Source organism: Pseudoalteromonas sp. SWYJZ19 (genome assembly GCF_015864375.1).
In the GTDB taxonomy this organism is placed as follows: Bacteria; Pseudomonadota; Gammaproteobacteria; order Enterobacterales; family Alteromonadaceae; genus Pseudoalteromonas; species Pseudoalteromonas arctica.
In genome coordinates, this window is the sequence record NZ_JADYXI010000012.1 from 39697 (window position 1) to 52234 (window position 12538).

Below are 12538 nucleotides of genomic sequence, written 5' to 3' on the forward strand. Positions count from 1 at the left end.
ACAAAAAAGCCAAGCGATGCTTGGCTTTTTTGTGCGTAAAACTTAGGGAAGTATCACAGCAGATCGGTTAATAATATACCTACACCAATACGTTCTACATCCGCATTGTAATCAATTAAGCTTTCGCCATAACCGTTAAAGTATTGTGCATAACCACGAACGCGGCCCCATAAAGGAAACGACCAGTCGAGTTGAATTGCACCACGATTATCTGAATTTAAGTTGTTACGTGTCATAAAGCTAAATTCATGGTCATGAAAACGATACGCGCCGCTAAATTCAAAGTAACCCATGTATTTGTATATGTCTGGGTTGTCGTCGCCATTGGCTTCTAAAATATCTTCTTTTTCGTCCTCAGCTATTCGGTACCAAGGTTTAAAGCTAAAAACAAAGCCTCTGTTTTCCCAGATAAAGTCTGCATAAATACGGTTCCACGAACGTGAGTTTGGTTGGCTTCGACCATTTGATTGATGCGAAATACCTAATGCGATTGCCATTTCGTCGCCCCATAATACGTTTTCTGGGTCGAGGTAATTTATCCAAAATATCTCTGGTTCGTAGTTGGTCTCACGAAATGGAGAAGAAATTTCTGAGTTATAAATCTGCCAATATGATTGCAGTGTAAAGCCAAAAAATATGGCTTGGTCTTTATCCGAAAAATCATCGTAAAGAGGCACTTTTATCGATAGCTGGTATTTTGCTTCTAAGTTGTCGAGCGGTTCACCGTCGTTGTCGTCGGTTAGTGCATCAAAGCCATCAAAAGGGCGATCGTTTGGGTGTGATACGTACGAAAGAGGCAAAATGTAGTTACGTTTATGTGGCGTAATTACATTTCTATTTTTTTTACCTACTTCTTCACGAGCTTGGCGTTTATCAAGCGCGGTAAGTTGTTTGTTTTCTTCAAGAGCTGAACACTTTTTACGAAGATCGTCTAATGTTTGTTTACCATCCCCGCCAATTACTTCATTTAAAATACACTGCTTTACAAGTTCGATGTCGTTGTCTTGCTCATTTGTAGCAACTTCTTCTTGTGCGAAGGTAGCTGTACTTATTAAGGCAGAAAGTGTGATCCAGTGGCGCCAGCTCATTGTAATTCCTTGTGGGTTCGGGTTGTGTTGTATGCGTTAATTTAATTATAACGTCTTTTTACATATGTAACGGTGAACTTTTACTGAATTTGTATTTATAACGAGGACACTACGTATACAAAGTAAATATAGATCAGAAAAAAAGCGGCCTAGGCCGCTTTTTTAATGCACATTAACTATTTTAGTTAATTTATACCAATTTTATTAAAAACATGATCATTCTAGCGTATTAAATAACTCACTAACTACGTTAAAAATTATTTATATAGAACAACTATGTACCATAATTTTAGCCTTGTTATTAAGCTATTTTCTTATCGCTATAATAGATCACTAATTTAATGCAATTGGTATTACTCTCACGCAATGAGAAGGGTAAGCTAAAGCTCAAATATGTTAGTAAAAAACTTATAAAGTTCGGTGCCTTGGTTAACACTCGCCGAGGCAAAGTGCAAAATGGCAATTGCATCGCAATCGAGAGTAAGTGTTTGCAGTGGTTGCTCGCTTAAGTAGCGCTCCATGCGTAAAATATTAGCAATAGGCTCACCGGATTTAATGTGCCCACCAAGTGGGGCTATGTATTCAACCATGCCGCCAATGGGGGCGTAATAAGCAAAGTAGTTATCTAAATTACATGCATAGCGAGTGATATTAGCTGGCGTATGCGGTGCATTTTGTAAAACACCTTTGTGATTTAAGTAACTTAAAATACTGTTAGCATCGTTTAGTGCTTCTTTTAAGTCTATTTTTTCTTGGCTGCCTAGCTCTACAGTAAATGCTTCTACAGGTATTGATAATTCACGACCTTGCTCGCTAAGTGCATCACTCAAATGCCACCATGGGCAAAAGTTAGCTTCATCCATTGCACCGTCAAAATCACTAGGAATAAGCAATACATGCTCAATATTAAAGTAACGTGCGCTGTCGGTTGCATAGGTTGGGCAGTACAAATGCTTGCTTGAAATAGGGCCTGTGTGTAAATCGAGTACTATATCAGCCTGATGAGCGAGCTTTTGTAAGTTAAGCGCAATGCGTTTACCCGTATTAAGTAAATAAGCCGGGCCGTTAAGTTTGCTGTCTACTTCGTCAATAAGCGCCTGTTTGAAGTTACTTTTTAATGTAGCGTCGTCATACTGGGTATGATTTTGTGCAAACTGTGCCACTAAATTTTTATTGTAGTGATACATGCGATTCCAATTAGTGCCCGTAATCGGATCGAACCTGCCAAGGGTAAACTCGCCAGATTTTTGATTACAACCAATCGGATTTGCATAAGGTACAAGGGTAATATCGCCACTAAGGTTAAGATGTTTTAATTGCTCAAGTAGCTGAAAAATAACAGCGTTGCCTTGTACTTCAGCGCCATGCATATTGGCCTGAACATAAACACTAGGCCCTGTGCCATCGCCTTTTAAACGATAAACAGGAATTGTAAGCGGTAAGCCGTTTGCAACTTCCCCTACTACAATGTTCTCTTGGCTGATGTGTGTTGTATTACTCATGCTTATTACCTTAAGTAGTGGCTGGCATTTTCGGCTTGGCGAACACAGGTAAGTTCACCGTTTTGCAATGTGTACTCGCCGGCGAGCTCATGGCATAAAAAATACGGCATACTTTCGGTAAAGCCGTAAGCACCGCATTGGCTAAATACTAGCCAGTCGTGCTCATTTAAATCGCTTGGTAAGTTATGTTCACCCAAGCAATCAAGCGCTGTACAAAGTGGGCCGTATAAAGTGACCGCTTGAGTTTTAGCACTGGATTCACGCAGTAACGCAGCAGGAAAATCTTGGCTGGTAACAGCAGGGCGTAATAAATGATTTATGCCACCGCTCAAAATAACCTGTTCTTGGTTATAGTTTTGTTTGCGCTCTACCACTGGGTTTGCGTAATGACCACATTCGCCTACGGCATAACGGCCAAGCTCCATCCATAACTCTTCTACACCCGCATCATGCTTTATTTTAGCGAGAGCAGCTATTAAGTCATCCCAATCAAGCGTTGCTTCATTTTGTGTATAAGGAATGCCTAAACCACCGCCTAAATCTAAAATTTTAAGGCTAATATTTAAATCGTTGGCAAGTTGGCTAAGGGGGGCAATCATTTGTGACCACAAGTCGCTTAGCTTTTGTGTGCTAAGCATGTTGCCCCACTGAAAAATATGCAAACCATCAAAACTAAGAGCTGAATAATCAGATATATTTAAAGCTTGCCACTCATTACAACCCAAACCAAACGGCGTAAGGCTGTCGCCGCCCAGTGGATTTTTTTCACCTTCAGGCCAGCGTAATTGCACTCGCAGTAACACTTGTAACTGCGTATTTTGCAGTTGCGCTTGTTGGTTTAACCAACGTACTTGATTGAGGCTTTCGGCTACGAATATACGTACTCCGCGCTCAATAAAGTGTTTAATTTGTTTAGGGCTTTTTGCAGGCCCTGTGTTGAGCACGCGCTGTGAGCTAATACCTTGTGCTAGCACTTGCTCAAGCTCACCTTTACTTGCTACGTCAAAATTAAAGCCAGCACTGTCTAAGCTTTGAATAATTTTAGACAGTGGATTTGCTTTTACCGCGTACCACAGTTTTACATCGGTTTGCGCAACTAAACGTGCAAGATGCGTGTTTAGTTGATCTAGGTCGTAAACAAAAAAAGGTGTATCAAGTTGTTGTGTAATTGTATTTACAGCGGTTTTGATAGGCGTGCTCAAAAAGCTCATTATCGTAAAACCTCTTCTAGCAATAACGATGCATCGCTTTTCTCGTCGCGGTATTTAACAATTAACGCACACGACATGCTTAAGCCTTGCTCGCGCGCCCACTCGTTTGACGCAGGGCGAGAGCCTGGTATTACGATCGCGAATTCTGGGATTGGCTCGCCTTTATCGAGTTGGCGCTCGTTTACGCAGTCGTATACCGGAATAGTTGCTGATAAACGCACGCCTGGGGCAAGTACTGCGCCTTTTTTAATGACTACGCCTTCAACAATAATACAGCCAGCGCCAATAAAGGCGTCGTCTTCTACAACTACTGGGCTTGCACCAATTGGCTCAAGTACACCACCAAGCTGCACTGCAGCACTTAAATGTACGTTTTTACCTACTTGTGCACACGAGCCAACTAATGCGTGGCTATCTACCATTGTGCCTTCGTCGATGTATGCACCAATGTTTACATACGCTGGTGGCATAATAATCGTGCCTTTAGCAACATAAGCACCACGGCGAACACTAGAGCCACCCGGCACCATACGTACGCCATCGTCAGTACTAAATTCTTGCGGAGCTAAGTTATGTTTATCAACAAAACCACCTGCAAACTCAGTATTAGTGCCATTTTTGAAGGCATCCAAAATGCCTTGTTTTACTTCTACGTTAGCTTGCCATTGGCCGCTTTCGTTTTGTGATGCTGCGCGTACTGCGCCCGATTCTAAATTATTTAATAGTTCTAACCAGCTCATTATAAAAACCTGTATTTAATGCCAAGATAAAATGGTGTTGTTTGCAGTTGTGATGCAATCGGTTTGAGTTAACTCAAGGTGTGTTAAAGGTGGACGAAGTTGCGGGCTGCTTAAGCGACCTTGCAAATGCATCAATACCTTTACGGGAATAGGGTTTGCAACAGCAAATAGGCTATTAATAGCGCTTGACCACTGGGCAAATAAATTAGGGTGTTGACCACTTAAGCTGCGTTTAACAAACTCGTGAGTTTGTGCGGGCCATGCATTTGCAGCTACCGACACCAAACCTTTTGCGCCAGCTTGAGCAAAATAAGGCATTAGCGCATCGTCGCCACTAAAAATAGCTAAATTAGGCGCAGCTTGGCGATAAGCTTCAAACTGAGCAATGCTGCCGCTCGCTTCTTTTAACGCCCATAAATTTTTATTATTTTGTAAGTTTTGAATTGTTGCCGTTGGAATGCTAATAGCACTTCGACCGGGTACGTTATAAAGCATACACGGGTGAACACTTGCATTAAGTAGGCTTTCAAACCAATGGGTTTGACCTATAGCACCGGGTTTTGCATAAAGCGGCGAGCCAAGTAAAAAGCTATGAATAGGTAGTGTATTACAGTAGTTAACCCACTCAATTTGTTGCTTTAAGTTACTACCGCCCACAGCAACCATGAGTGGTACTGCTGGTTTTAGCTGGCATACGTGTTCAACAATGGCTTGTTGCTCTTTTAGCGTTAGTGCTAAACCTTCGCCCGTACTGCCAAGTAGTAAAATACCGTTATGTGCTGCTTCTTGATCGCTAACCAGTTTAGTTAACGTGTTGTAGTCAACATCGCCATGTTGATCAAATGGCGTTACGAGCGCGGTCCACAATGAGTAGTCGTTTAAATTGAAGTTGTTGATCATCTCTCACGAACTTATAATTTGTACCAACTTTATTAAAAACGTGATCATTTTAGCGATAACTAATTTAATGCAATTGATATTATTCGAAGAGTTAAAAAGCTTTATGGAAGGAGCCGCATTAACGTCGTTCGAACTAATAATTCGAAGAGCGAATGGGCTTAAAATAATAGGGCGCACGGCCTTAATATTTAAGACCAGAAGCTCTCCACCAAACTAATAAGCTGCTTTTTATAAGCAGCTATTGGTGACAGTCGCTAGGGTTCAACCTAGTCGCCCGAAATAAACACCTCGCAAAAGTGGTTACTTCTCGGCGTTAATCCCCCTCACGTATGCTCACTGGAGTTTGCGCTCCTAACATACGCTACCTGAATAACGCACCTCTTCTAGCCCTTTACACCTGTTTGTAGAGTAAAAACTTACAAACCTGTGCAATTTAAATAGGGTAATTACGGCGATTAAAGCATTTTAGCCGTCTAGGTGTCAAGCGACTAAATGCATATTCATTCATCCATAATGGGAGTGGTTACGTATTGGGTGCTTTTCTCGTACACTAGCAATATAAGTAGTGAGGTATTTAATTAGTATGGAAAAATTTAGCGATATTTATAAGCGAGCGGTAGAGCGAAAAGGCTCCGAAAAAATGCTTAAGTTATTACTTGCAAAACCGCTATCTAAAAAACAACTAAGCACGTTAAGTGACGACGATTGGCTTGAGGAATTTACTCGAAAAGTATTTCAAAGCGGCTTTTATTGGTCAGTCATTAATAATAAGTGGCCAGGCTTTAGAGAGGTTTTTTGGGATTTTAGCGTTGATAAGTTATTAATGATGCCACCTGATATGCTGGAACAAAAAGCAACGGATGAGCGAATCGTTCGTAACTATAAAAAAGTAAAAACAATTACCGAAAATGCTTACATGATCCACGAAACAGCAGAGGAACATGGCAGTTTTAGTCAGTTTGTCGCTAATTGGCCAACAGACGATATTATTGGTTTGTGGGCATATTTAAAAAAGCATGGTTCGCGTTTAGGTGGCAATACAGGCCCTTATACACTGCGAGCACTTGGTAAAGATACTTTTTTACTATCACGCGATGTAGAGAGTTACTTGCGCGCCCATAAAATTATAGATGGCGGCCTACAAACTAAAAAATCACTGAATGCAGCCCAAGCTTTTTTTAATGAAATGCAAAAGCAAAGTGGCTTAAGTATGCAAGAGTTGAGCTTAATTGTGGCCTATGGTGTAGGTGACAACCGCGTTGGTATAAGTCAGCAATAATAGGAATTACCATGAAATTAGTGCCAAGATACACAGACATTGCGGAAAACTTCGCAATTGAAGATTTTCCTGCAAGCGTTGCCTCTCCTCAGTTATTACTGTGGAATGAAAGCTTAGCAAAACAGTTTAATATTAACGTTGCTGCTGATTTGCGTGCTAGCACTTTTAGCGGTAACGAAAAACAGGCGATTCCTACAGTAGCACTTGGTTACTCTGGGCACCAATTTGGGCATTTTTCGCCGCGTTTAGGCGATGGGCGAGCACATTTATTGGGCGCTATTAATGATGATAAAAATCAGCTGTGGGATATTCAATTAAAGGGCTCTGGTGCTACTCCTTATTCTAGAGGGGGAGATGGGCGCTGTGCACTTGGTCCTGCTATTCGTGAATACGTAATGAGCGAAGCAATGCATGCACTGGGTGTTAAAACCACCCGATGTTTAGCCGTCGTTGGCAGTGGTGAAACGGTTTATCGTAATCCGCCACAAGCAGGTGCAATAGTGACTCGTTTAGCAACGAGCCATATTCGTGTTGGCTCGTTTCAATATTTAGCGACGCAAGGCGATGTTGAAGGGCTTAAAAATTTAGCTGATTTAGCTATAGAGCGTCATTATCCAGAAATAACAGATATAGGGCCACAACGCTATTTAGCCTTTTTAGGCGCTGTAATTAAAAGCCAAGTTGAATTAGTGGTTAGTTGGATGCGTGTTGGTTTTATTCATGGAGTAATGAATACCGATAATACGCTAGTAAGTGGAGAAACCATTGATTACGGCCCCTGCGCCATGATGAATAATTTTGATTTTGACACCGTGTTTAGCTCTATCGATAAACAAGGTCGTTATGCCTTTGGTAATCAACCTAATATAGCTAACTGGAACTGCGCACGCTTAGCTGAGAGCTTAATACCGCTTATTAGTGATGATGACGAGCAAGCTGTTTCGTTAATGACGCCATTTATTAATAGTTTTGCTGAGCAGTTTAATACTGAGTTTACGGCTATGTGGGAGAAAAAACTGGGCTTGAGTGCAAAAAATGCAAGCGGAAGTGAGTTAATTGCAGAGTTATTAACGCTATTAAAAGATAACCAGCTCGACTACACCAATACCTTTGATGCACTTACTGAATCCTTAAAGGGAGAAACAGTAGTACCAGAGTCGCTAATCAAATGGAGAGCTAAGTGGGTAAACTTAACTGACAATAATAGTTATGAAGTAATGAGAGCGGCAAATCCTCGTGTAATTCCTCGTAACCATATGATCGAAAAAATAATTGCAGAGTATAATGCTGCAGGGTCTAGTGAGTTACTAGAGCGCTTTATGAAAATAGTGGGAAATCCGTATTCTGATGATGAAAAGCTATCAGAGTTTCAGGCTGCACCGATAAATGATAATGATTACCAGACTTTTTGTGGTACTTAACTCTTAACTTTAAATATAACCACATGATTAAAAAGAGTCATTTTTTAATCAAACATGCGCATATATCTAGGGGAATGTTAATTCTGGTGGTATTATGCGCCGAATTAAAGCCAAGCAATGTTTCTTTGCATTTACATTTATAAGTGCATTTAATTTAATTGCTCTTACATTCCTTGCTAAGTACTAATTTACAAAAAACTACTATATTTATTTTTCAATAAAGTTTTAATTTCGCCTATAGTAAGTGGATGTGTGTTGTGACTGGGCATAGAAAAAAGTTATAAACTTTATTTTTCGTTAAGTATTGATTAACAAAGGCTCAGTTAGTCTATATAAAACTGATTGAGCTAGTATCGATTAGCTACAATTTAAAATTGTTCAAATGGGAAGAAAACAATGAAATTAAAATCACTTACAATTGCAATCGCGTTGGCTGCAACTAGCGCATCTACATTCGCTGCTGATAAAGAAGAAGGTTTCTACATTGGCGCATTTGGCGACTACTATGACGCATCTTGGAAAAACATGCGTGCTCAAGCTGGTCTTGACGTAAATGAATCAACTGGCTGGGGTGTTGAAGCCGGTTACCGTTTCAGTGATTACTGGAGCGCACGTCTTGAATATGCAGATATGGATTTTAATGCTTTTGATAAAGTTGCTGGCAACCGCAACAGTATTGATGGCGAGCGTTACGGTATTGATGCTCTTTACCATTTAAATGGTGGTCCTTTCTACGGTCTTTTCGGTATTAAAGAAATGGACGTAGTAGATGACAACACATTCTTAAATGCAGGTGTTGGTTACCAACATTTCATTACAGATGGCTTATTTGTAAATGCTGAAACAGCTGTATACCAAGGTCTTGACCGTGGTTACACAGATGTAGGCGCTAAAATTGGTATTAACTACTTATTTGGCCAAAATTCAGCTCCTGTAGAGCCAGTTAAACCAGCTCCAGAGCCTAAGGTAATTGAAGTAGCTGTAGCTCCTACAGATAGCGACAACGACAACATTCCTGATGCAGATGATAAGTGTGCTAACACGCCTATGACTGATGCAGTTGATGGCACTGGTTGTACTTTATATGAAGATAAAGAAGTAACTGTAAGCTTATTAGTGACTTTCCCTAACAATGCTTCAGCAGTATCTACTCAGTACTTAAACGATATTGAAAAAGTATCTGCATTCTTAAAAGAGTACCCAGATACAACAGTACTTTTAGAAGGTCACACTTCTTCTGTAGGTAAAGCAACTTACAACAAATGGTTATCTAAAAAACGTGCTGATGCAGTAGCTAAGCAATTAGTTTCTGATGGCATTGCTAAAGACCGTATTACTACAGTTGGTTTAGGTGAAGAGCGTCTTAAAAATGATGCAAACACTAAAGCTGCAAACGCAGAGAACCGTCGTGTAGAAGCGCATATCAAAACTATCAAAAACGTTAAAGTTTTACGTTAATTAAATAGTTTGTAATAAAAACCCAGCCAAGTGCTGGGTTTTTTTATGCCTGTAATAAATTAATATTGGTTAATGGTAATGATTCTTACTTAACAAGTATTCATGAAAATAGTTTTTACTACAACCACTATTCATAGTATTTATAATCGGTATAATCAGTTGCGTAACTGGATGGATTTTCATCTATCCATAAAAGCTTTATAATTACGCGTTAGAATACTATAAGTATTGGGTAACTTATTTGCGCTTGAAGCGCTACCGGATACTTTCACGTCACCAAGAGGGCAATATTGTGCTACAAGAATATCGTAAACACGTAGAAGAACGTGCCGCGTTAGGTATCGTACCAGCGCCATTAGATGCTCAGCAAACTGCTGATCTTATTGAATTAATCAAAACTCCACCTGCAGGTGAAGAAGAATTCATTTTAGATTTGTTCATTCAGCGTATACCAGCAGGTGTTGATGATGCTGCTTACATTAAAGCGGGCTTCTTAGCAGCTGTAGCTAAAGGTGAAACTAATTCTCCACTTGTTTCTAAAGAAAAAGCGGCAGAATTATTAGGTACAATGTTGGGCGGTTACAATATCGCACCAATGATTGACCTACTTGATGACGAAACACTTGCACCAATCGTAGTTAAAGGCCTTTCAAATACATTACTTATGTTTGATGCGTTCTACGATGTAGAAGAAAAAGCAAAAGCAGGTAATACATTCGCTAAGCAAATTATTGAGTCTTGGGCAAATGCAGAATGGTTTACTAATAAACCAGCTGTTGCTGAAAAGATTTCAGTTACTGTATTTAAAGTAACTGGCGAAACAAATACTGATGACTTGTCTCCTGCACCAGATGCATGGTCTCGTCCAGATATCCCACTTCATGCTTTAGCAATGCTAAAAATTGAACGCGATGGTATTACACCTGATAAAGCGGGCGAAGTAGGTCCAATTACTCAGATTGAAGAATTAAAAACTAAAGGTTTACCACTTGCTTACGTAGGTGATGTTGTTGGTACGGGTTCTTCTCGTAAGTCTGCAACTAACTCTGTACTTTGGTTTATGGGCGATGATATCCCGTTTGTACCAAACAAGCGTGTTGGCGGTGTATGTTTAGGTAATAAAATTGCTCCAATCTTCTTCAACACAATGGAAGATTCAGGCGCATTACCAATCGAATTAAATGTTGATGAACTCAACATGGGCGAGCAAATCGACATTTATCCGTACGAAGGTGTTGTTAAGCAACATGGTACTGATAAAGTGATTTCTACTTTTGAGCTTAAATCTGATGTGATTTTAGATGAAGTTCGTGCTGGTGGTCGTATTCCACTAATTATCGGTCGTGGTTTAACTGATAAAGCGCGTACATCTCTTGGCTTAGGTGCAACTGATACATTTAAAGTACCAACAGCAACAGAAGTTTCTGATAAAGGCTTCACACTAGCGCAAAAAATGGTTGGTAAAGCATGTAACGTTGCAGGTATTCGCCCAGGTCAGTACTGTGAGCCTAAAATGACAACTGTTGGTTCGCAAGATACAACAGGTCCTATGACACGTGATGAACTTAAAGATCTAGCATGTTTAGGTTTCTCTGCAGATTTAACAATGCAGTCATTCTGTCATACATCAGCTTATCCTAAGCCTATCGATGTAAGCACTCACCATACGCTTCCTGATTTCATCATGAACCGTGGCGGTGTTTCACTTCGTCCAGGTGATGGTATTATTCACTCGTGGTTAAACCGTATGTTATTACCAGATACCGTAGGTACTGGTGGTGATTCACATACACGTTTCCCATTAGGTATTTCATTCCCAGCAGGTTCGGGTGCAGTAGCATTCGCAGCAGCAACCGGTGTTATGCCACTTGATATGCCTGAATCTATTTTGGTTCGTTTTAAAGGCGAAATGCAACCAGGTATCACTCTACGTGACCTTGTTCATGCAATCCCTTACTACGGTATCAAACAAGGTTTATTAACAGTTGAGAAAAAAGGTAAAATTAACGAATTCTCTGGTCGCGTACTAGAAATTGAAGGCGTTGAGCACCTAACTGTTGAGCAAGCGTTTGAATTATCAGATGCATCTGCAGAGCGTTCGGCAGCAGGTTGTACTGTTAAGTTATCTAAAGAGTCTATCTCTGAATACCTTGAGTCAAACATTGTTATGCTTAAGTGGATGATTTCTGAAGGTTACGGCGATGTACGTACGATTGAACGTCGTATTACTGCAATGCAAGATTGGTTAGCTAACCCAGAACTAATGGAAGCTGACGCTGATGCAGAGTACAAGCATATCGTTGAAATTGATTTAGCTGAGATTAAAGAACCTGTTCTTTGTGCTCCAAATGACCCAGATGATGCGCGTCTTCTTTCTGATGTTGCTGGCGAGAAAATTGATGAAGTATTCATCGGTTCTTGTATGACTAACATTGGTCACTTCCGTGCTGCTGGTAAGTTGCTTGATGGCTTTAAAGGTCAACTTCCGACTCAGCTTTGGGTTGCTCCACCTACTAAGATGGACAAAGACCAACTTACAGAAGAAGGTTACTATGGTATTTTTGGTCGTGTTGGCGCACGTATCGAAACTCCAGGTTGTTCACTATGTATGGGTAACCAAGCACGTGTTGCAGATAAAGCAACAGTTGTGTCTACCTCTACACGTAACTTCCCTAACCGTTTAGGTAATGGCGCAAACGTATTCTTAGCATCATCTGAGCTTGCTGCAATTGCTGCAATCATTGGTAAATTACCAACAGTTGCTGAGTACCAAGAGTATGCTGCGAAGATCAATGCAACGGCGTCAGATACATACCGTTACTTGAACTTCCACCGTATGCCTGCTTACACTAAAAAAGCAGACAACGTGATTATTCAACAAGCTGTATAATTTTTAGAGTTTGTTTAAAAACCCGCTTAGGCGGGTTTTTTATTGGCTA

Annotated in this window: 9 protein-coding genes and 1 riboswitch; of the genes, 4 read left to right on the forward strand and 5 right to left on the reverse strand. The window is 40.4% G+C overall.

The window, feature by feature from the left end; genetic code table 11:
- Positions 1 to 53 precede the first annotated feature (53 nt).
- From I6F45_RS12880 to dapA, 5 genes are all read right to left on the reverse strand, one after another.
- The gene (locus tag I6F45_RS12880) at positions 54 to 1088 is read right to left on the reverse strand and encodes a phospholipase A (RefSeq protein ID WP_002958796.1); all 1035 of its coding nucleotides are present in this window, start codon (positions 1086 to 1088) and stop codon (positions 54 to 56) included.
- A 380-nt stretch (positions 1089 to 1468) separates the two neighbouring features.
- Positions 1469 to 2590, reverse strand: a complete 1122-nt coding sequence (locus I6F45_RS12885; RefSeq protein ID WP_165728326.1) for a succinylglutamate desuccinylase/aspartoacylase family protein — start codon at positions 2588 to 2590, stop codon at positions 1469 to 1471.
- A 5-nt stretch (positions 2591 to 2595) separates the two neighbouring features.
- Complete coding sequence (locus I6F45_RS12890; protein WP_165728325.1) at positions 2596 to 3801, reverse strand: PLP-dependent decarboxylase; 1206 nt, start codon at positions 3799 to 3801, stop codon at positions 2596 to 2598.
- A complete protein-coding gene (locus I6F45_RS12895; RefSeq protein WP_165728324.1) occupies positions 3801 to 4541 on the reverse strand; it encodes a 2,3,4,5-tetrahydropyridine-2,6-dicarboxylate N-succinyltransferase in 741 nt (246 codons plus the stop codon). The genes I6F45_RS12890 and I6F45_RS12895 overlap by 1 nt, the downstream gene beginning before the upstream one ends.
- 15 nt (positions 4542 to 4556) lie before the next feature.
- Positions 4557 to 5441 carry a 4-hydroxy-tetrahydrodipicolinate synthase gene (dapA, locus tag I6F45_RS12900; RefSeq protein WP_165728323.1) on the reverse strand — a complete coding sequence of 295 codons (885 nt, stop codon included), beginning with the start codon at positions 5439 to 5441 and terminating at the stop codon, positions 4557 to 4559.
- A 190-nt stretch (positions 5442 to 5631) separates the two neighbouring features.
- Positions 5632 to 5832: riboswitch (Lysine riboswitch) on the reverse strand.
- Positions 5833 to 6024: 192 nt separating this feature from the next.
- Here dapA and I6F45_RS12905 point away from each other — a divergent pair.
- From I6F45_RS12905 to acnB, 4 genes are all read left to right on the forward strand, one after another.
- Complete coding sequence (locus I6F45_RS12905; protein WP_165740846.1) at positions 6025 to 6720, forward strand: DNA-3-methyladenine glycosylase I; 696 nt, start codon at positions 6025 to 6027, stop codon at positions 6718 to 6720.
- A gap of 11 nt (positions 6721 to 6731) precedes the next feature.
- A complete protein-coding gene (locus I6F45_RS12910) occupies positions 6732 to 8141 on the forward strand; it encodes a protein adenylyltransferase SelO (protein ID WP_197160718.1) in 1410 nt (469 codons plus the stop codon).
- Between the two features lie 396 nt (positions 8142 to 8537).
- Positions 8538 to 9599: an OmpA family protein gene (locus I6F45_RS12915; protein ID WP_007579984.1), complete on the forward strand. Its 1062-nt coding sequence runs from the start codon at positions 8538 to 8540 to the stop codon at positions 9597 to 9599.
- 292 nt (positions 9600 to 9891) lie between these two features.
- Positions 9892 to 12489 carry a bifunctional aconitate hydratase 2/2-methylisocitrate dehydratase gene (acnB, locus tag I6F45_RS12920; RefSeq protein WP_007579986.1) on the forward strand — a complete coding sequence of 866 codons (2598 nt, stop codon included), beginning with the start codon at positions 9892 to 9894 and terminating at the stop codon, positions 12487 to 12489.
- Positions 12490 to 12538: the final 49 nt, after the last annotated feature.

Coding starts and splice junctions, on each gene's coding strand:
- I6F45_RS12880 (WP_002958796.1), bottom strand. CDS start 1,088: ATGAGCTGGCGCCACTGGATCACACTTTCTGCCTTAATAAGTACAGCT.
- I6F45_RS12885 (WP_165728326.1), bottom strand. CDS start 2,590: ATGAGTAATACAACACACATCAGCCAAGAGAACATTGTAGTAGGGGAA.
- I6F45_RS12890 (WP_165728325.1), bottom strand. CDS start 3,801: ATGAGCTTTTTGAGCACGCCTATCAAAACCGCTGTAAATACAATTACA.
- I6F45_RS12895 (WP_165728324.1), bottom strand. CDS start 4,541: ATGAGCTGGTTAGAACTATTAAATAATTTAGAATCGGGCGCAGTACGC.
- dapA (WP_165728323.1), bottom strand. CDS start 5,441: ATGATCAACAACTTCAATTTAAACGACTACTCATTGTGGACCGCGCTC.
- I6F45_RS12905 (WP_165740846.1), top strand. CDS start 6,025: ATGGAAAAATTTAGCGATATTTATAAGCGAGCGGTAGAGCGAAAAGGC.
- I6F45_RS12910 (WP_197160718.1), top strand. CDS start 6,732: ATGAAATTAGTGCCAAGATACACAGACATTGCGGAAAACTTCGCAATT.
- I6F45_RS12915 (WP_007579984.1), top strand. CDS start 8,538: ATGAAATTAAAATCACTTACAATTGCAATCGCGTTGGCTGCAACTAGC.